A 20,294-nucleotide genomic window follows, 5' to 3' on the forward strand; every position below is an offset into this window, starting at 1 on the left:
CGTCTCGTTTGTGCCGCTAAGTTTGCGAGCTAAATTTTGCAAGGCAAAATTTAAACTAGCAAAAGATTGGCGACAAACGGCGGCTCGCGCAAGTCGGTAAGTTTTAGTCGCGTAAATTTAAAGATCGCGGCGGTAAAATTTAGCCCGCCGAAATTTTGCTTTGCGTAATTTCGCGCGTCCGCGCTTATAAACGGCTCACGATCGCAGATAAAATTTTGCGAAGCGAAATCGCGCCTTAAAATTTTATCCGTAAATTTTAAAAACTCAACGAAGGATACAATCCCGCCGTTCTGCCTGTCTTAAAATTTTATCCACAAATTTTAAAAATCCGACCGCGGAGCCCGATCAACGTTTGTCCGCTTCAATTAGCCGCGTGCCGAATTAACCGTATGTGCGTTTGAAATTTAGCCGCGTGCCTGCAATTTGGCTACACCTTCATTTTAAATTTTATCGCCCGCCGTAAAATCTGGCCCGCAAAACAGATGCGCCGCAGAGCATATCTCGCTGCGACGCCAAATCGCGCCGTAAATTTTATCGTTTCGCAGCGGAGCAAATTTTACACTGCAAAGCAAGAACCTGCGCGCCGCCGGATTAAATCTGCATTAAAGAGCGAATTCTTCGCCGCAGCCATTTTCGTGAAAACATTGTGCCGCAAGAGCTTTAAGCAGCCTGCTCCGTAAAATTTCGCGTCGCAATAGCTAAATTTAAAACGAAAAATCCCCCGTCGCGCCGTGCGACATGCTCTCATAAACCGCCTTGACGTACTTATCGCGCACCGCGCAATCTAGCAGCTTCTCGCACTCCAAGCAGCTAGTGAGATTGTGCTCTGCCTGGCACGCTTGCAGAGCGGCTAAGCTTTTATCTAAAATTTCGTCATAAACGTCGCGCGGCGCGCTGCTCTGGGTATCAGCCATCAGTTTTTCCCGCCGTAAATTTCATGCATCTTCGCGATCTCGTACTTCGAGCCGAAAAAGCAAGGGGTGCTTTGGTGGATTTTTTCAATTTTAAGCTGTAAAAGCGAGCCGTTCGCGCCGTCGCTAGTGGTGCCTCCCGCGCGCTCGAAGATGAACGCAAACGGTAGCACTTCGAAGGTTACGCGAAGCTTGCCGCGCGGATGATCGCTGGTAGCGGGGTAGCTGAAAAGTCCGCCGCCTTTTAATAAAATTTGATGCAGGTCGCTTACCATCGCGCCGCTGTATCGCAAGCGGTAGCCCTCATCAAACAGCGTGCGCACGAGCTTTCGGTGCGGTTCGCTCCAGCCCTTTTGCGTCGCACCCGTGGCGTTTAGTTTGCCTTTTTGCTGTAGGCGCAGGTCTTTTACGAAGCTAAATTTGCCCTCGCGATTTAGGCGGTAGAGCTTCGGCACGTCCTCGCAAACAACCATCTCAAGGCGCGGTCCATAGATGCAATAGATCGCCGCCTTTAAGTTTGCGGGCGAAATTTCATCTTCGTAGATGCCAAAAATCGAGCCCACGGCGAAATTTACGTCTACCAAGCTAGAGCCGTCGAGCGGATCGTAAGCGACGATTAGGCGCGCATCCTCTCGCAGCGTTAAAATTTCATCTTTCTCCTCGCTGATTAGGGCGCGTACGAGCGGATTTTTGCGAAATTCCGCCTCGATTATGGCGTCGCTTTTTACGTCGAGTTTGAGCTGCGTATCGCCCGTGCTGTTGTGATGATCGGTGTAGCCGAAGTCCGCGTATTTCAGTTCCTCGGCGATTTGTAGCGCGATATTTTGGATTGATTTTACGATCTCTTGCATTTCGTTTCCTTTACATTTTTTTAGCGTTTTTTAAGATCCATTTGCTAATGCTCGCAGCGTCGTTGATGTCGAAATTTACCGGGCAAAACTTATCCATCTGTTCGCCGCTTAAATTTGAAGCGATCGCATCCGAAAATGGCAGATACGCAGGATCGATTTTGTCGCGAAATAGGCTTATGCGCGGCAGCGGCAGCGTCTTTAGCCCCTCTACGAGCAGGATGTCAAATTCTCCGAGCATTCGCACGACCTCGTCAATTTGCATACAGCGCTGCGAAAAATAGCTCGTCCGCGTCGGGCTCATCACGACGGTTTCGGCGCCGAGCTCGCTAAATTTTGCGCTGTCCTTGCCCTCTACGTCGAAGCGCGCCTTATCGCCCGGATCGTGCTTTACGATCGCGATCCGCAGCCCGCTAGCGATAAAAATTTTAGCGATCTTACAAATTAGCGTCGTTTTGCCGCTGTTGGAAGGGCCTGAAAATGCGATAACAAGTCTTTTCATTTTTAAAATCCGGCTTTTTAAGATGAGCAGATTGTAGCGAATTTAGCCTTTTAAAAAGCAAAATTCGTTAAAATGCGCCTAAAATTTCAAAGGAAGATCGATGAAGAAATTTTATTTTAACGGCGCGCGAGGCAGTGCGGCAAGGGGCTCGTTAAGCGTTGCGGCAAAGGGCGCTATTTTAGCCGCGCTAGCGATATTTTTAAACTCCTGCTCCGCAAACGATCCCCGTCACGATCCGCTTAAAAACGAGTTTCTGGCCTACACGCAAAAATTTGAATCGGTGCGCGCGGGCGATCGCTATTTGGGAGTGGCGACCTATCTAAATCCCGTCGCGCCCGAGCTTAGAAACGCCGCGGAGGACGAGGTGTTTTTGCTCACCTCCTATCCTAAAGAAGTGCAGATCGGCGCGGTGCAGCTCAACGGCGTAAACGCAAACGTAGTGCCGCTACACGACGGCGATCCGCTTTTGCAAAAGGAGCTCTTTAAGATCGCGTGGTCAAGCCGCTACAAGATCACCGCGCCTAAGAGCGATAAGGACGAGCTGGTGCTTAGCTACCGCACCTCAAATGGTCTGGGTGCCACGATGAAATTTCGTAAAATTTCAAAGTCGATGTATTGGCACCCGCAGATCGATCTGAAAGATTAAAGGAGAGAGGATGGGTTACGACATAAGCTACCACGCGATCGGCAAAGATGAAATTTTACAGTGGTATTTTAAGCCGCTAAAGCTCGCGCAGAAGGGAGATTTTGAAAGCATCGCTAAAATCGCGCGCGAAGCGGGGGTGGATGAATTTTATGTAGAAAAATACGCGGATGGCTTCCGCTCGGCGCTGCAGTACGGTACGCAGAGGATTTTTAATAAAACGCACGGATTTCATATAGCCGTGGCGCAGGGCTATTTTAGAGAATATTTTTACACGCGCGGCACGGCGTTTAGCTTTTTGGCGGAGCAAAGCTCTAAATTTAAAACCTACATAAGCGATTGGCGCGAGGTTTTGCCAGCGGAATTTCTAGCGGAATTTAGCGGTGAAATTCACAACGAGATCGTCGAGAATTACTGCTGCGGCGCGTATCTAAATGCCGATAACGTGCGGAAACTGCTGCGCGATTATGAGGCGGGCGGCGAGGTTAAATCCGCCGTAGATGAGTTTTATGCGCAGAATTTGCCCGTGTTTTTAAAGGCGCTAAATTTGGCGCGCGAGCTTGAAGTGGGACTACTTGAGGCTACCGAGGTGGTTGAGCCCAATCCGATTGATCTTAATAGGTCCGAGTCGTTTTCAAATCTTTTTAATTGCGATACTCAGGGCGCGCTGATCTATGCGGAAATCGCTGCGCAGCAGATCGACGAGGCGATAGAGCGAGATAAGGCAGGCGGAGGCGTTAGGATGGTCAGAGAGAATTTTACCTTGCGCAGCGCCAATGCGACGGGCGGCGGCAGTGCAATGGAAGCGGATGGCGGCACAATGAAAGCAGGCGGCGAGCATTCCGTCCCGTGCAGCGGCGATATGATAGAAGGCGGTAGCGAGAATTCCGCCGCAGAAGATCATAAAGACGAAACCTCCGCACGCGGCGAGAAGTTGCTTTTCGGCAAGATTAAAGGGCTTTTTAAATAGCAAATTTGATCGCTAAATTTTAAAGTGCTCGCAGAGCCGCACGATTTAAATCGCGATTAAATCATCTCGCGCTTACAGGTCCCGCGCCGTTAAATTTAACTAAAACGGTGCAGGCGGCAGGCGTAGATTTAAAATTTAAAACTTGCCGAAATTTAAACGGCGACTCGCATATCGGAAGTTACGAAATTTTAAATCACCGCAAACAAGCTGTAAAGAGGCTAAATTTAAACCTGCCGTAGCCTTTGCGGCGGGTAATCTGCGGATAGTTTATCTGTTTAAATTTTTGATTTTTTGTTGATCCAGCGGTAGTGTTGATCGAATTTTTATTATGACCGTATCGTCTTTATGGGCGTCTCCGCCTATTAAAACGCATCCGTCATCCGTGCTTACGGCGCTTTTGAGCCAAAAGTCTTGCAATTTTGCCTTGTTTTCGCGCAATATATTGCCGTCCAAATCAAGCTCTAAAAATATCGTCTGATCCTCCGAGGCGTCGTTTGCGCCGATCAAAAGTAGCCCGTCTTTGTAGTTTGCTAATTTATAGGTCGCGTTTAGCGTGTCGGGCAGATCGCATACGCCGCGATCTGCCCCGCAAATTTGCTTTCTCCAAATTTCATTGCCTAAGGCATCTAATTTTGCGATATTTGCGCCGAATTTCGCCAGTAGAAATATCGACCCGTCCTTTGCTTTTAACAGCTGCGCTTCTTGATCCATTACGAGTTCATCCGAGGCGCCGCCTTCCTTCGTGCGGGCGAAATTTACGCTCTTATGCCAAAGCTCCTCGCCCTTAGCGTTGAATTTTAAAAATCCATCTTTTTCGATGATGAGCAGGATCTCGCTTTCGGATATTTTGGCTATCCTTGTCATGGTGCCGTCAAACGGCCTTTTGCTCTTTGCGATATTTAGCTTTTTCTTCCATAGCAGTTTTTCTCTCTCGTAAAAGCGCAGATCGTCGTTTTCGTCTATCGCGGCAAATTTATCGTCGAAGCTCGCTACTTCTTTAAATTTAATAGGAAATTCGTAGATTATCTTTTTTGTTTTGGCGTCTAAAATTTGATTATCCAAAAGCGCGTATGAGTCCATCGCGGCTACTGGCATATTGGCTGCGGATACCATATTTAATTTTTTGCGCCAAAGCTCCGCTCCCTGCTCGTTTAACGCAACTAGCGAGACTTGGTATTCGTCGTCCGCGCTTGCAAGGAGCAGATATCCTTGCGGAGATTTTATTATGTTATCAACGGTTCGAAAGCCGTTTTTAGTGTAAGGAAGTTCCCAGATAGCGCCTTTTTCTTCAGGGCTTTTTTCGGCTAAATTTTCATTTTGCATCTGCGCAGATCGTGCAGATTTTTCGGCGGAGCTTAGCGCAACACGATCAAGCCCGCTTATGAACGATCCGTTTTTCGTAAAATAGGAAAAGAATAGATATTCGCCGCGAGACTCGACGCTTACGCCCTTTAGGCTCTGCGGAAAGAGATATCTTTTTATCGGGGCGGGGTCTAGTTTATTGCTAAAATCGATCAGATCCACGCTTGGAAATTCCCCTTTTTCGGATATTTCTTTGCCCAAGTAGGCTAAATTTAGATCCTCTATGACTTTAAAATTATTTAAGTGCGCGCCGCTGCAATACGCGCTTGATTGAACCGTGTTATTTTCGCCCAAATCATATAGCCCAAATTCGTTCCAATTTGATGAAAATACCCGCTTGCCGTCTTTGGATAGCGTCATTTTATCTATTTCTAAATGTGGATGAGCGATATAGCGGACCTGTTTTAAGATATTAGAGTTTTTTTGCAGGGCATTTTCGCGGTACCTATCCATATCCGATATATCTAAAACATAAAATCCCACCCAGCTTGCCAGCAAAAGCTCATTCTCAGATAGCAGCTTCAGATCGCCGAGCTCCTTTATTTCGGATAATCTATGTGGCGCGCAGGCGTAATCATACTCCCGCTTATCTGCTTTGGAAGGAGCGATAAAATAAGCAAGCTGCGTAAATTTATCATCTTTTACGTCATAGGCGGTAAGGGTGCTGAAAAAATCCTTCGCAAAGAGGGTGCGTCCGTCGCTTGAAAGCTCTATTTTATTTACAAATCGCGCTTCAAGCCGAGCCGAAATTTTAATATCCCTTCGGTCGCTAAGATCTAGCTTGTAAATTCCGAAATTCGGATCGGCGACGAATAGACTTTTGCCGTATTTGCTCTGTGCGATATCTATGTAGGCTGGATCAAACTCATGCTGCGGAAAAGAAAATATGCCCGCAAGCCTTAGAGTGCGCGGCTCGGAAACATCAATCAAGACGATGCCGCCTTTATCGTCGCCCAAGCCAAAGAGTGTATTTTGATCCTCAGAAAGGCGCAGCTCGTAAATTTCAAACGGGAGCTTAAGCGCGTTTTTTGCAAGCTCCCTCTCCTCTAAATTTACCTCTTGCAGCGCGCCGCCGTGTTTTTTGGCAGCAGCAAGATCGCTTTTAAGGATTAAAATTTCATTTTCTTTCAGCGATTTTGCGGTCTCTTTGGTAGCCGAAAAATTTTGAGTCGCCGTGCAAATTTCGCAGATAAAAGCCGAAGCGGCTAAAATTTTAACTATAAGATTTCGCTTTGTTTTCATTTCGCCGCTTTGCAAATTTATCTAAAATCGTCGCTTTTGCTAGGTATCAGCAGATCTTGCAGTTCCTGTTGCACCGAGACTTTTGCGCGCGGATCGAGGATCTGCGAGTAGATGATGAAGTTTGCGAGCACCTTTTTACCGTAGTCCCTGCTCTCGGCATACGGCACGAGCTCCATGCTAAGCCAAGGCTCGAATTTGCCCTTATTAAACATATCGCCGCGCTGAAGCATCTTTTTGACGAGCCCGAGCCCGCCGTTGTAAGCATATGCGATGAAAACCGGGCTGTAAATTTTACGCTCCAGCCAGTCGATGTGGATATTAGCGAAGCGGTAAGCGACCTCCGGACGGAACATATCGTCTTGATCGAAGCCGTCGATTTTGAGTTGCTTTTTGCCGATCTCGTTAGCCAAAAACGGCATAAACTGCATCATTCCAAGCGCATACGAGGTAGATACCGATGCGGGCACGAAGCGGCTTTCTTGGCGGGCGAGCGCCAAAATTAGCGCCTTGCGGCGGTTGTCGCCGTCGCCGATGTATTCCATAAACGGCGTTGGATAGAAGTTATCCTTGCCGCCGCTTGCTTTATTCATGATGTATGAGTACTCGCCGATGCTTTGCTTGGTGTCGAATTTTTTGGCAAATTCCAAAAGCTGCGGGCGCGACATCCGATCAGCGCTATTTTTCGTGCGAACCCAAGCGAAAGGATCGGTGATATCGTAGCCTTCGATGGAATTTTTAGCGGGATTTGGGATGATTATGTTTAAATTCCTATCCCCTAAGACCTCTTTGGCATAGAGCGTGTAGAGACTGTAATAATCGCTGCTAGCAAGCTGACGCAAGACATTTTGATCTCCATTTAGCAGGTAGATCCAAAATTTTGCATTGTGCACATCGTGAGGCTTTTCAAAGCTCGCAGCCGCGCGGCTAAAAAATGCAAGCGCAGCCCCTTCGTCGCCCTGCATGACGGCGTTTACGCCGAGCATAAACGCTACGTCCTTGTCTACGGCTAGCGGATCGACGCCCGTGAGCGAACGGCGCAAGTGCGGGTATTTGCGGTTAATTAGCGCGTCGTTGAGAACCGCTTTGAAGCCTTTTTGCGAAGCTAGTTCGCTTACGAAGGCTGCGTCGGCGTCGATGTCGATCAGAGCGTCTTTGCCCGCGCCTTTTAAGTAGTCGTAATATAAAAAGTAGTTTTGCGCATTGCGGCTTTGCATAAAATACTCGCTCGGATTTTCGTCGTTAAATCCGCGCAGTAAATTTACAGCGTTTCTACTTGCCGCGTCTTGGTGCTTTTCAAGCTGTGAAGCGAGCGTCTCTCGCACCGAGGGGCTTAGCTTGGCGATAAAATTTGGATAGGAGCGCGCCTTTTTGCAGGTTAAATTTGCATCTAAAATATTGGCGGAGGTAACGCCTGCGCAGTGATCCGGACGCTTAGGCGGGCGAACGGCGCCGAAAATTCTATCTAGCTTCTCTTTTAGCTTGCCTTTGTAGCGAAAGATGCTCTGTTTTAAAGCTCTAATCTCCGTTTTGTTGTATTTCGTCTCATCTATTAGGCGATAGATATAATAGTCCTTGGCTAGGGATTTGGGCTCGTCTTTGATCTGTTCGTAGCTTAAAATTTTACCGCTACTTGCGGCGCACAGTAAAGTTAAAATAAGGCAAAATTTACAGATGGCTCTCAAAGAACGCTCCTATTTAGAATATAAATTATCATATTATCAAAAAACATTAAAACAAATAAAATCACTAACGGCGAAAGATCAAAGCCGCCGAAAGTCGTAGGCAGATAGCGACGCACCAGCGCAAAAGCAGGCTCGGTAAGCGCAGAGATGACGCGGACGATTTTATAAAATTTACCGAACGGATTTGGACGGATGAAACTTAAAACGCAGGCGACGAAAATTAGCATCATATAAGCTTGAATCACGTAGTGAATACTCACTAAAATGCCGTAAAATACGCTATTTAGTAGCATCGAGTATCTCCTTTAAATCAGCGCGGATCAGCGGATACAGCTCGCTAAGCTCCGGTCCGTGCGGCGCGCCGGTTAGTAAAAACCTAAGCGGCATAAATAGGCTCTTTCCCTTTAAATTTGTAGCCTGCGAAAGCGCCGCTTTGAAATCATTAAATTCTGCTGGTGCATCGTTTGAGCTTAATAAATTTAAGATCGCTTCTCGTAGCGCCTGCGCCTGCGCCGCCCATTCCTGTGGGATATCTTTCGCGCCGTAGATCGCTGCGATCTTTTCTTTGATACGTGGGATAAGGCTCGCTTCTTGAGTGTAAAATTTTATCAAAGGCGCAAATTTTGGCTCAAGCTCAAAAAGCTCCGCCAGGCGCTGCTCGCTCGCTCTTTTGATATGCTCGCGGTTTATAAAGGCAAGCTTATCCTCGTCAAATTTCGCCGGGCTTTTTGAAATTTTAGCGATGTCGAAAAACTCCACCGCCTCATCCATGCTAAAGACCTCGCGCGGCGTTTTGTTGCCCAGCAGGATCAGATAATTCGCGATTGCCTCGGGCAGGTAACCGCTTTGAAGTAGCCATTTTACCGAGGAGCTATCCTCGCGCTTGCTCATCTTTTTGCCTTCGGAATTTAATATGATCGGCAGGTGCGCGTATTTGATCTCGCCGTCGTAGCCGAGGCTTTGGCGGATCCAGTTTTGCTTCGGGGTGTTTGAGACGTGATCCTCGCCGCGGATTACGAAGCTCACGCCCTGCATCATATCGTCGCAGGCGCAGGCGAAGTTATAAGTTGGCGTCTTGTCCGCGCGCATGATAACGAAGCTGTCGATGTTCTGCGGCTCAAATGCGATACGCCCCTTGATCGCGTCGGTAAATTCCAGCGCGTGATCGGGCTTTTTAAGGCGGATAGTAAAGGGCTTCTCGCAGCCAAGCACCTCTTCGTCGCTTAAATGCTCGCAGTGCCCGTCGTAGCGGTACGCCTCTCCTGCATCCTTAGCGGCTTGCTTTTTCGCCTCAAGCTCCTCCTCGCTGCAAAAACAGCAAAACGCCTTTTTCTCAGAGAGCAGCTTGGCAGCGAATTGCTGATGGAATTTTAAATTTTTACTTTGATAATACAGGCTTTGCCATTTAATACCGAAGCGCTTTAAAATTTCGATGATCTCTTGATCTTTGCCTTCGATATTGCGCGCAGTGTCGGTATCTTCGATGCGCAAAATAAAGCCGCTTTTATCTTGCAGCGAGCAGATGTAGTTAAAAATAGCCGCGCGTAAATTTCCGATATGCATATCGCCGGTGGGCGACGGAGCGAAGCGATACAATTTAGGTCCTTTGGGTTTAAATTTAAGCTGGGATTATACTTTTTACTTCCTAATAAAAAGCAAAAACAAAGCAAAAATAGGCTAATATCGGCGCATTTTATTTAAGGAGACAATATGAGTTTCATTCAGGAATTCAAAGAATTTGCGATGAAAGGCAACGTCATCGATATGGCGGTGGGCGTCGTCATCGGCGGGGCTTTCGGCAAGATCGTAACCTCGCTCGTAAGCGACATTATGATGCCGGTTTTAGGACTTCTTACGGGAGGTATGAATTTTACCGATCTTAAGATCGTGCTAAAAGAAGCGGTGGGGCAGACCCCGGCCGTTACGATAAACTACGGCTCATTTATCCAGGTAACGGTCGATTTCATAATCATCGCGTTTTGTATATTCTGCGCGATCAAGGCGATCAATAAGCTTAAAAAGCCTGCTCCTGCGCCGGAACCTGCCGCACCTGCGGAGCCTAGCGAAGAGATTAAACTTCTTACCGAGATAAGAGACCTGCTTAAAAAATAGGTCGCGGCGATGCTTGAGAGAATTCCTTATTTCAAAGCTCTAAGCGCAGCGCAAATCAATCGTTTGGAGCAGATTAGCATCCATAAAAGCTACAAAAAGGGCGAAATTTTATTTTTCGAGGGCGAGCGCTCGCAGTATCTATTAATCCTGCTAAAAGGAATTTTAAAAATCTATAAAACCTCTGCAAAGGGGCGTGAGATCCATATGCGTGAGATCCGCCCCATCTCGCTCGTGGCGGAGATGGTAAATTTCGAAGAGACGAGCTACCCTGCAAGCGGCGTGTTTTCGACAAATGGCGAGGTGCTAAAGATCGATTATGAAAAATTTAAAAACGAGTTTATGAGCGATCCAAAGATTTGCCTGGAGCTTTTAAAATCGATGTCTGAGAAGATCCGAGCGCTAAATGCGGTCTTTGATAATCAAGTTGTGCTTAACTGCGACGGCAAAATCGCTAAGTTTATCAGCGAGAATTTTGATATTTTTATGAGCACGAAATACACTAGAATAGCCAAAATTCTAAACGTGACTCCCGAAACATTTTCGCGCACCATCACTAAATTTAAAAAGAGCGGCGCGCTAATTTTAGACGATAAGCAAGAAATCACGGGCTTTGATAAAGATAAGCTGGACGAGTATATCCAAGGCTAGAGTTTGAAAAGCGCCTATATTTTCCCGATTGTCGGCACGGTTTTATTCCTGTTTTTTAATCTTTACATCTACAGATCGATCAGCGCGCGCTTTACGCCATATAAAAATTTCGTGATCTTTCGCCCCGCTTTGAGCTTGCTTTGCGTAGCTTTGGCGATTTTAGATGCAATATTTTTTGTGGGTTTTGGGCTTAATGGAAGCTTTAAAAACGAACTGCTTTATAAGCTATGTGTATTTTGCATGGCAGCGTCCTTTTCGCTCTTTTTTATCTGCCTTGCTTACGATGTGCTAAGCGCCGCTGCGCATGTGGTTAAATTTAGCCAAAACAGGCGAAAATTTTTAAAAACCTTTATAGACGTAACCTTTGTAATAATGGCGTTTAGCTATATTTTTAAGGGGCTTTATAATGCACTAAAAATTCCAAAAATCACCGAGCGCGAAATAAAAATCAAAAACTTAGCTCGCGAGCTAAGTTTTGCCGTCATCTCGGACGTGCATCTGGGCGAGTTTTTGAAAAAGGAGTTTTTGCAAGGCGTTGTAGCGCAGATAAACTCGCTAAATTATGACGCGCTGCTGATCGTGGGCGATATGTTTGATCTGCGCTCGGATGAGCTCGGGGATATTTTGCAGCCTCTTGAGGCGATAAAAAAACCCATCTTTTTCGTTACGGGCAACCACGAGTATTACCGCGGCGACGCAAGCGGACTTATAAAAGCGATGCAAAAAGCGGGCGTGCGGGTGCTGCAAAACGAAAGCGTGGAATTTGAGGGGCTAAATTTAATGGGCGTGCACGATCTTAACGGCTTTCGCTTCGGATATATGCAGCCCGATCTAAGCGCCGCGCTAGCGCAGGCAGACCCTGATAAGCCTAAAATTTTACTCGCGCATCAGCCAAAATACGTCGTGGACTTTGTGCGCGACGAGGTCGATCTGTGTATCTGCGGACACACACACGCGGGGCAAATTTTCCCATGGACGCTTTTGGTGCTGCTTAGCCAGAAGTATCTTTACGGGCTGTATAACGACGGGCTGAAGCAAATTTACGTAAGCAGCGGCGTAGGGTTTTGGGGCCCGCCGATAAGGGTCTTTGCGGATGCCGAAATCGCGCTGCTTAAGCTTAGAAAGGCATAGATGAGAAGTTTTATTTCGAGGATTTTCGGGGTTATCGCCGCGGTGAAATTCCCTAAATTTATACAAAATTTTATCAACCGCAAATATGTGGAATTTTTCAAAATCGATATGAGCGAATTCGATCCGCCGCAAAGCTACGCGAGCCTAAACGCTCTTTTTACTCGCCGCTTGCTGCGCCCGCGCGAGATAGCGACAGACGAGACGGCTTTTATAAGCCCTAGCGACGGCATGATCTTTGAGAGCGGATGCTGCGCCGATATGCGGGCTTTTAGCGTGAAGGGCTGCGAATACAGCCTTAGCGAGCTGCTGGGGCGTACATTTACGGCAAGTGAAAGCGGCGGAGCGGCTAAAAATTTATATGACGAGGCCGTTGCTACGAACGGGAGCGGCGAGGTTGGAACCGGATGCGCAAAAGATGCCGGCGCAGGGATGAAATTTCGCGCTGCGCAAGCAAAAAACATGGACGGCGAAAACGGCGCAACTTATTCCGCAAGCGGCGTGCGAGCTGAAATTTACAGCGATGAAGGCGGTGCGAGCCAAGAAACGGGTGCAATCGGCGCCCAAGACGGCGAAAATACAAAGAGCGTAAATTTAAGCTACGCAAACATCTATCTAAGCCCACGCGATTATCATCATTATCACGCGCCGTGCGATCTGAGCGTGACGGAGGCGCTTTACATACCTGCTGATCTTTACAGCGTGGCGAAGAAATTTTTACTTAAAATTCCAAACCTCTACGCTAAAAACGAGCGCGTGATTTTAAAGTGCAAGATGCGTAACGGCGGGATTTTGTGGATAGTTTTCGTGGGCGCCTTAAACGTAGGCAAGATGAGATTTGATTTCGATGCACGAATACAGACGAATGCATGCGCAAGTAGAGCTGAGGCGCTTTACGAATATGAAAATTTAAACTTTAAAAAGGGCGATCATTTGGGAAATTTTGAGCTGGGTTCGACGATCGTGCTCGTAGCGCAAAGCGAGTTTTTGAAATTTGAAACCCCGACTGATACGTCCGTAAAATTCGGACAAAAAATCGCAGAATTTAATGAAATTTCACAAAATTCCATTTAAAATGCAGGATTTTTTCTTTAACTAAAATTAATTTTATTTAAATTTGGCTATAATCATCCCACTTTAAATCAAAGGATTTAACATGAAAAATTTAAAAGCTTTTACGATGATAGAGCTTGTTTTCGTCATCGTCGTTTTAGGTATTTTGGCGGGCATCGCGGTGCCTAGATTAGCCGCTACGCGCGATGATGCTACGATCGCTAAGATGCGCGGGGACATCGCTGCTATTAGAAGCGGACTTTCGCTAGTTAGAAGCGAGAATATGATGAGGGGCGTGACTACATGGCCTGCTTTGGAGGGTTCAGACAATGCCACTCTTTTTGATGGCGTTTTGCAGCAACCTATCTATCCTATGAAAGATGGCGGTAGGAACGGCTGGACTTTGGTTACGAACGGCAATGCCAATGCAACATCTACATATAGGGCTAGCGTAGCAGGTAAGAGTACTACTTTTGATTACTATCCGACAAGAGATAGTATACCTACTTCTGGCGCAAACAAGAATAGAAACGTGGGCTCATTTGACTGCGATCACAAAGACGAGCTTTGCCAATCCTTAGCTCAATAGCTAAATGCTTTATTATGAAGTTGCGGTTTTGGGCGCCAGCCTAAAGCCGCTTACTTATAGTTCAAATTTTAAAATCTCAGCTTATCAAATCGTATCCGTTCCCATAAAATCGAGCGCCAAATCCGCCGTGATCCTGCGCGAGGTTTCAAAGCCGAGCTTCAAAACCAAGAAAATTTTAGAGATTTCGCAGCTTAAATTTACGCAGTTTCAAATTATACTAGCAAATTTTATAGCGCATTATTATGTTTGCGAAAAGGGCGTTGCATTCGGGATCTTTGAGCCTTCAAGTGAGACGACGCAGAATTTGCGGAATTTGCAGGAGGATCCTACGACCGAGCGGAATTGCGCTTGCGAGCAAATTCCCGTTAGTGAGTTGGTCTCCGCTTGCAAACAAGCTTCTACCCTCGAACAAAATTTTATTTTCGAGCAGGATTCCATCACCACACAAAATTCTACGCTCGATGGGAATTTTAATGCCACACACAATTCCGCCTCAATTCAAAATTCTACATTGAGGAGGAATTCTACTACCGCAGAAAATTCTGTTACCGTCATAAATTCCGTCATCGCGCCAAATTCCATGCAAAAGCAAAATTTAAAGCAGGCGCAAAATATTATCTCGCAAAATTTGGCGTTCAATTCTACCGCCAATTCTATCCAAGCGTTTGACGACGGGCAAAATTTCGTTTCAATTCCAAATTTTACATCGGATCAAAATTCTGCCGCCATGAAGACCGCCATAAATTTTGCCACTGCGCCGAGTTCGGCACACAAACAAAATTCCGCCACTACGCAAAATTCTATCCAAGAGCGGGATTTTGCCGAGGGAGAGAATTCCGTTTCGATTCAAAATTCTACTTCAGCGCAAAATTCTGTCCTAATTCAAAATTTAGACGCTACCGCGCAAAGCCCCATTTCGCAGCCGCTATCTCCACTTCAAATAGGTAAAATTCCAAACCTCACCCCCGCGCAGGAGCAAGCGCGTAAATTTGCCGAAGCTAATGAAACTTCGCTGATTTTCGGCGATACGGGCAGCGGCAAGAGCGAAATTTATATCGCGCTGATCGCGCAGGCGCTCGCTGCGGGCAAACAGGCGCTGTTTTTGATGCCCGAGATTTCGCTCACGCCGCAGATGACGAAGCGGCTACAGAGCTATTTCGGCGAGCGGCTCGGCGTCTGGCACTCCAAAATTTCGCCCAAGAAAAAGCGTGAAATTTTAGCGAAATTTAACGCAGGCGAGATCAGGCTCATCGCGGGTGCCCGCTCGGCACTATTTTTACCCTTTAGCGATCTGGGCCTCATCGTCGTGGATGAGGAGCACGACGACAGCTATAAATCGGCTGCTGCGCCGCGCCTAAATGCCCGCGACGCCGCGATTTTCGTCGGCAAGAAGCTTGGCATCCGCGTGGTTTTGGGTTCTGCGACGCCCGCGCTTAGCACCTACGCGAAGCAGCCGCACTTCCGCCTGCGCGGCACCTACTTTAGCAGCGCCAAGCGCTTTATTTTCGATGAGAGCGAGACGGGGCTGAGCCCAAAAATTTTAACCGAGATTGGACGCAGCTTAGATGCAGGCAAGCAGGCGGTCGTGTTTTTGCCGACGCGCGCGAACTACAAATATATGGTTTGCGAAAACTGCGGGCAGATCGTGCGCTGTCCGTTTTGCGCCGTCGGGATGAGTTATCACGCGGACGCTGCGGCACTAAAGTGCCATTACTGCGGCTTTAGCACGTTTTACAGAGCGTCTTGCGAAAACTGCGGCGGCGAGGTGATGCAGGCGCGCAAGATCGGCACGGGCGAGCTTGCGGCACAGCTTGCGGCGCATTTCCCGAACGCTCGCATCGCAAAATTTGATCGCGACGAGATCACCACGCAGCGCAAGCTCGAGGCGCTGCTAAATAACTTTAACGCCCATAAAATCGACATTTTAGTAGGCACGCAGATGCTTAGCAAGGGGCACGATTACCACGGCGTCGATCTTGCGGTGATAATGGGGATCGACGAGCATCTGAGCTATCCCGATTTTAGGGCGCGTGAAAAGACGCTGGCGCTTGCGATGCAGGTGGCGGGCCGCGCGGGCCGCTCGGGGCAGGGCAGGGTCGTCATACAGACGCGCCAGAGCGGCTTTTTTAGGGATTATATCGAAAACTACGATGATTTTTTGTGCGACGAGGCGGAGTTTCGAGAGGGACTCTATCCGCCCTATATGCGGCTTTTGCGCGTGCTGATCTCGCATAAAAACGAAAAGGCGGCGAGCGAAATAATGAACGTGGCGCTTGAGCTTTTGCGTCGCAAACAGGCGAGAGGCAGCGCGTTTGCATCACATGACGGACTGGATGCGGGGCAAGCAAATTTAAGCGCTTTAAATTTGCAAAATTCTGCGCAGCAGGGCGGTAAGCAAATATCAAATTTTAAATTTCAAAGCTCGGATCTGTGCAGGGACGACGCAAATTTAAACCATCAAAAAAACACCTCAAATTTGAAAAATGCCGCGCAAATTTCAGCTTGCGGCGGGGACGCGGATAGCGTAAATTTAAAGCCTGAAAGAAAGAGCGCTGCGCAAAATTTTATAAATTTAGCGGCCGAAAATGCTGCCGAAAATTCCGCGCAGTATTTGAAAGAGAAGGCGAGTAAGAGCTTTGAGATCATCGGCTACGGCAAGGCGGGTATCGCCTATATCGCGTCGAAATTTCGCTTTGAAATTCTGCTGCGCGCTAGCTCGCACGTGCCGCTAATCAACGCCGCGCGCGCGCTTGAGCATCTGCTCGTCGAAATCGATATGGATCCCGTAAACTTCGGCTAGACGGAGCTTTTAAAATTCGAGCGAAATTTTATTCATTGCGGACGCTTTTTTGCAGCGTTTGTTTGCGGAACGGGCTAAAAAAGAGTGGCAAAATTTCGGGCAAAATTTAAGGAGACGATTTGAGCGATAATTTAGATGAGCTAAGAGAAGCCTTGCGCAGAAGGCGCGCGAAGGCGTCTTGCGGATCGCAGACAGATAGTGATAAGCCTGATGCTTGCGATCTGAATTTAAAACTAGATGGCTCGGAGCTTGCAGATGATAGCGCAGAAACGTATACCGACAAGGGCGCGAGCCTTTCGAGCAAGGATAATACCATAATCATAGATTATGACAGAGCCCCATTAATCATAACGGATCATCTCTATCGCGATTACGTTAAATATCAATTCCCTGCGATGTGCTGCGTATTTTTAATATTTTTGTTTTTTGCCGTCATCGTGGTGGGGCCGCCAGAGCTAGGCGTATTGCAAATGTTTATCCTAGTGCCCTTGCCGCTCATAGAGGCAGCTAGGCGCGAGGGCGAAGCATATTTCGTGATGACGAACTCCGCCGTCGAGTATTATAAAAAGGGCGAAATTGTGAAATTTTTTGAGCTACAAAAGATCGGTGCGATGGCGGTTAGCTTCGATTGCAGATGGAATTGGAAGCAGCAAATGCCACTAGCCCTTAAGATCGTTATCGTCGTTTGGGTTTTACTCGCGCTTAAGTTTGGCGGAGACGACGAAAGCGTGAGTGTTAATATTAGAAATATAGTCTGCATTTTTACTATGGTACTTACCTTGCTTTACGGCTCTAAGATATTTATGCATCTACATAATGGCAGCCTCGGATTTTTCGGTATTCACGATCAGCTCGTGCTATATAAAGAAAACGCCAACGTTGATATAATGAATATTTTGATGGCAAACAAGGATGAATACGTGCAGCTACGGGAGTATTTCTTAGCCGTGCTAAATGTCGATATAGACGAGCTGCGGCGCACGATGTCGGTTTTCGATGAAAAGATAGAATTTAAGAAATTTAAATTCTAAATCGGCGCGCTTGAGGGTTTGTCCGCAGGAACAAATATAGACTCCGTGAGTTTTGGTTAGGCGCGCAGTTAAGCGAATTTTATTCACATAAATTTTGCTCGTAGAATTTACATGATACGACGATAAATTTTACATCCCGTCGTTCTTATATCAGATTAAAATCAAAGTATAATATCAAATTGCAAATGCGATTTAATCTTAACGGGATATAATAAGTCATCGCTCTTTTTGAAAGAGGCAAAACTATTTGCACCGATATAGAGCATATAAAGGCAACGATTTGAAAAAACTACTTAGAAATTTTATGATTTTCGCAGGTTTCATCTTTATATTATACGCCTCTTATTTTCTATATTTTTATTCTAAAAAAGCCGAATATGCGGCTATTTTATTGCAGAAGGCGCTTAGTTATGAAGAGGAATTTTTTGCTGAGAAAACACAAAATTTAGACCCGTATAAGCAGATTGAGCTACGGCATGAGTTTGAAAAAGAGAAATTAAAGCTAGAAAAATATTGCGGCGATGCTATAATAAACGGCGATAATGATCATTGCAAAGTTTATTACAACCTCGATTTCGACTATATTCATTTTTACGACGGGCGAAATCAAGATATCGCGCTGGGCTACGACTTTGATAACGAAAGCATCGAGTTTTATAAAAAGCTATCAGATCACTATGATTACAAAGGCAAAAAATGCAGATCGCGCAGGGTATACGGCGAACACCATGCGACATTTGCGATTGATAATTTTGGGCATGCAAAATTTTGGTTGGGAAATCTTGGCGAATTTACCCTAAAAGATCCATACATTCATGAGTGTGAATAAAATTGATCGTTAATTTAAACACCGAAAGCCTGCCGTATAGATCGTAGGTATATGCATAAATTCATATTTGTGCGGATACGATAATGTATTTTATACTTTGATTAAGTAATTATGTTGTATAAGCTTATACGACCGATAACAAAAAACGCTTTTAAAGCTTCAAAAGCTCATTTTAAGGAGTGAGGGATGCAAGTTCGTGCTTTTATTTTAGCGATCTTGTTTGTCGTATCGTTCGCAAAAGCGGATGATATAAAGCATCCATCGATGCCATGGCAACTGGAACCTATTTTATGGAAAATTCAAGATAAAAAAGTTGTAAGAAAAGCCCTCCACGAACCTATGATTCGGGGTGCAACTACCTTTAACGGCAAGAGTTTTTATTTTTTTACGATAGAAGATAATGCAACGCTCAAAAAAGAATATGAAGAGCATTTATCAAAAGAAAGAGACTTCTGCAACGACTTTTACGATGATCTGTTCGAGTGGAAAAATATAAATATAATAAACCCACTGGTTTTTGATACGACGGATTACAACAACCCAGTTTTAAAGAAAAATATGGGCGATTGCTGGTATATGGATATGAATAAAACGATTAAAGACGGCTTTAGCGGGCGCGGATTTACATTATATAAATTTGATAATAAGCTTTTGTATATTATGATTTATAAAACCACTCCTTATATATATCAGACGGATGATTTCGCAAATCTTGCTTACATTTTAGATCCGCAAGAATGTAGTAAAATCATAAAAGATCCTCGTAGCAGGGTAAATTTGGAGATTCCAGGCAATATCATATATAAACGGCGTCTGTTTTATGCCGAACCGATACGTTATAAAGATATAGACTATCTACTTTTCATAGATTTTGACAATACGGATAGCGGACAACTATTCAACGTCACAATCAGGAAATTTAAAGACGGTATTTTACAAATGCCTGTTTGTAGCAATTCATACGTAAATACGAAGCTTTATCGATAGGGGCGGTTATGTGGGTTCATATTTTCATCTTAATGATCGCATTCGTACTATTTGCGAATGCAAACGATGTAAGCGATACGGAAATTCCTTTTGATTTAAAAATAGCTTTATGGAAAGCTAATGATAGGAAAGTAGTAAGAAACAATCCTTCCGGTATGGTAGAAGGAGAAACCACTTTCAACGGAAAAACCGTTAGCTTTTGGCAAATAGATAGAAATGCAACGCTCAAAAAAGAGTATGAAGAGCATTTATCAAAAGAAAGAGACTTCTGCAACGACTTTTACGATGATCTATTCGAATGGAAAAATATAAGCGTAATCAAGCCTCTGGTTTTTGATACGACGGATTACAATAACCCCGTTTTAAAGAAAAATATGGGCGATTGCTGGTATATGGATATGAATACAACGATTAGAGACGGCTTTACGGGGAGAGGATTTACGTTATATAAATTTGATAATAAGCTTTTGTATATTATGACGTATAGAGATTTTCGGCAATACGAGATGTCTTTTGCAAATTTTATGTATATTCTAGATCCGCAAGAGTGCAGTAAAATTATAAAAGGCCCCTCATACGATTCATATTATAGCAGGGCAGATTTTGAGGATTATCGAAACAAGATCGCAGGAGATACCCTGATTTATTTCGGACCGATAAAATATAAGAGCGAAGATTATCTACTTTTTATCGATTCCGTAAATTTAATAAACGGTCTTAAAGCGGTTTTTATTAAAATTAGCAAATTTAAAGACAAAGTTTCGCAAACATCCGTTTGTAGAAATTTATATTTAAATACAAAAATTTACCATTAAGTAGTTAATCATACAAATGCATCCAGTTGCGATTGATAAATTTTGAGCATGCGAAATTTTGGTTGGGAAATTATGGCGATTTACCCTAAAAATCCTTTTATCGCTGCGGGTTTGGGCTTGCAGTTTTTGCTCCCCAATCTGC

General features: G+C 45.5%; 19 protein-coding genes. 12 read left to right on the forward strand and 7 right to left on the reverse strand.

Annotation, left to right across the window (positions count from 1 at the left end; all coding sequences use genetic code 11):
* Positions 1 to 704: 704 nt before the first annotated feature.
* Genes QZ367_RS00950 through mobB form a run of 3 tightly spaced genes read right to left on the reverse strand, consistent with a single transcriptional unit; the run spans position 705 to position 2,261 of the window.
* Entirely contained in the window at positions 705 to 914 is a 210-nt protein-coding gene (locus tag QZ367_RS00950) for a hypothetical protein (protein WP_291936097.1), read from the reverse strand.
* A complete protein-coding gene (locus QZ367_RS00955) occupies positions 914 to 1,762 on the reverse strand; it encodes a class 1 fructose-bisphosphatase (RefSeq protein ID WP_291936099.1) in 849 nt (282 codons plus the stop codon). The genes QZ367_RS00950 and QZ367_RS00955 overlap by 1 nt, the downstream gene beginning before the upstream one ends.
* A 10-nt stretch (positions 1,763 to 1,772) precedes the next feature.
* Positions 1,773 to 2,261, reverse strand: coding sequence for a molybdopterin-guanine dinucleotide biosynthesis protein B (gene mobB, locus QZ367_RS00960; protein ID WP_291936102.1), 489 nt, complete (start codon positions 2,259 to 2,261; stop codon positions 1,773 to 1,775).
* Between the two features lie 100 nt (positions 2,262 to 2,361).
* Between mobB and QZ367_RS00965 the strand changes: the two genes are divergently transcribed.
* Positions 2,362 to 2,907 carry a hypothetical protein gene (locus QZ367_RS00965; RefSeq protein ID WP_291936105.1) on the forward strand — a complete coding sequence of 182 codons (546 nt, stop codon included), beginning with the start codon at positions 2,362 to 2,364 and terminating at the stop codon, positions 2,905 to 2,907.
* A gap of 10 nt (positions 2,908 to 2,917) precedes the next feature.
* Positions 2,918 to 3,874, forward strand: a complete 957-nt coding sequence (locus QZ367_RS00970) for a hypothetical protein (protein ID WP_291936108.1) — start codon at positions 2,918 to 2,920, stop codon at positions 3,872 to 3,874.
* 267 nt (positions 3,875 to 4,141) lie between these two features.
* On the opposite strand, the gene QZ367_RS00975 is transcribed toward QZ367_RS00970, so the two are convergent.
* The 4 genes from QZ367_RS00975 to gltX are packed head-to-tail and all read right to left on the reverse strand — an operon-like array spanning position 4,142 to position 9,756.
* The gene (locus tag QZ367_RS00975; RefSeq protein WP_291936111.1) at positions 4,142 to 6,478 is read right to left on the reverse strand and encodes a hypothetical protein; all 2,337 of its coding nucleotides are present in this window, start codon (positions 6,476 to 6,478) and stop codon (positions 4,142 to 4,144) included.
* Positions 6,479 to 6,495: 17 nt separating this feature from the next.
* On the reverse strand, positions 6,496 to 8,160 hold the full coding sequence (locus QZ367_RS00980; protein WP_291936113.1) for a lytic transglycosylase domain-containing protein: 1,665 nt from the start codon (positions 8,158 to 8,160) through the stop codon (positions 6,496 to 6,498).
* Entirely contained in the window at positions 8,157 to 8,453 is a 297-nt protein-coding gene (locus QZ367_RS00985) for a YggT family protein (RefSeq protein ID WP_005872185.1), read from the reverse strand. The genes QZ367_RS00980 and QZ367_RS00985 overlap by 4 nt, the downstream gene beginning before the upstream one ends.
* Positions 8,440 to 9,756 carry a glutamate--tRNA ligase gene (gltX, locus tag QZ367_RS00990; protein ID WP_291936120.1) on the reverse strand — a complete coding sequence of 439 codons (1,317 nt, stop codon included), beginning with the start codon at positions 9,754 to 9,756 and terminating at the stop codon, positions 8,440 to 8,442. The genes QZ367_RS00985 and gltX overlap by 14 nt, the downstream gene beginning before the upstream one ends.
* Before the next feature lie 114 nt (positions 9,757 to 9,870).
* Between gltX and mscL the strand changes: the two genes are divergently transcribed.
* From mscL to QZ367_RS01040, 10 genes are all read left to right on the forward strand, one after another.
* Positions 9,871 to 10,272 (forward strand): large-conductance mechanosensitive channel protein MscL, encoded by a 402-nt coding sequence (gene mscL, locus QZ367_RS00995; RefSeq protein WP_005872182.1) that lies wholly within the window; start codon positions 9,871 to 9,873, stop codon positions 10,270 to 10,272.
* 9 nt (positions 10,273 to 10,281) lie between these two features.
* On the forward strand, positions 10,282 to 10,920 hold the full coding sequence (locus QZ367_RS01000) for a Crp/Fnr family transcriptional regulator (protein ID WP_005872181.1): 639 nt from the start codon (positions 10,282 to 10,284) through the stop codon (positions 10,918 to 10,920).
* A gap of 3 nt (positions 10,921 to 10,923) precedes the next feature.
* Entirely contained in the window at positions 10,924 to 12,051 is a 1,128-nt protein-coding gene (locus QZ367_RS01005; protein ID WP_291936128.1) for a metallophosphoesterase, read from the forward strand.
* On the forward strand, positions 12,052 to 13,122 hold the full coding sequence (gene asd / locus QZ367_RS01010; protein WP_367116661.1) for an archaetidylserine decarboxylase: 1,071 nt from the start codon (positions 12,052 to 12,054) through the stop codon (positions 13,120 to 13,122).
* Positions 13,123 to 13,204: 82 nt separating this feature from the next.
* Positions 13,205 to 13,690 carry a prepilin-type N-terminal cleavage/methylation domain-containing protein gene (locus QZ367_RS01015; protein ID WP_291936131.1) on the forward strand — a complete coding sequence of 162 codons (486 nt, stop codon included), beginning with the start codon at positions 13,205 to 13,207 and terminating at the stop codon, positions 13,688 to 13,690.
* Between the two features lie 4 nt (positions 13,691 to 13,694).
* Positions 13,695 to 16,490, forward strand: coding sequence for a primosomal protein N' (gene priA / locus QZ367_RS01020; protein ID WP_291936134.1), 2,796 nt, complete (start codon positions 13,695 to 13,697; stop codon positions 16,488 to 16,490).
* A gap of 119 nt (positions 16,491 to 16,609) precedes the next feature.
* The gene (locus QZ367_RS01025) at positions 16,610 to 17,521 is read left to right on the forward strand and encodes a hypothetical protein (protein WP_291936138.1); all 912 of its coding nucleotides are present in this window, start codon (positions 16,610 to 16,612) and stop codon (positions 17,519 to 17,521) included.
* A gap of 280 nt (positions 17,522 to 17,801) precedes the next feature.
* Positions 17,802 to 18,350, forward strand: a complete 549-nt coding sequence (locus tag QZ367_RS01030; RefSeq protein WP_291936140.1) for a hypothetical protein — start codon at positions 17,802 to 17,804, stop codon at positions 18,348 to 18,350.
* 186 nt (positions 18,351 to 18,536) lie between these two features.
* The gene (locus tag QZ367_RS01035; protein ID WP_291936142.1) at positions 18,537 to 19,337 is read left to right on the forward strand and encodes a hypothetical protein; all 801 of its coding nucleotides are present in this window, start codon (positions 18,537 to 18,539) and stop codon (positions 19,335 to 19,337) included.
* Positions 19,338 to 19,345: 8 nt separating this feature from the next.
* On the forward strand, positions 19,346 to 20,152 hold the full coding sequence (locus QZ367_RS01040) for a hypothetical protein (RefSeq protein ID WP_291936144.1): 807 nt from the start codon (positions 19,346 to 19,348) through the stop codon (positions 20,150 to 20,152).
* Positions 20,153 to 20,294: the final 142 nt, after the last annotated feature.

Source organism: Campylobacter sp. (genome assembly GCF_019423325.1).
In the GTDB taxonomy this organism is placed as follows: domain Bacteria; phylum Campylobacterota; class Campylobacteria; order Campylobacterales; family Campylobacteraceae; genus Campylobacter_B.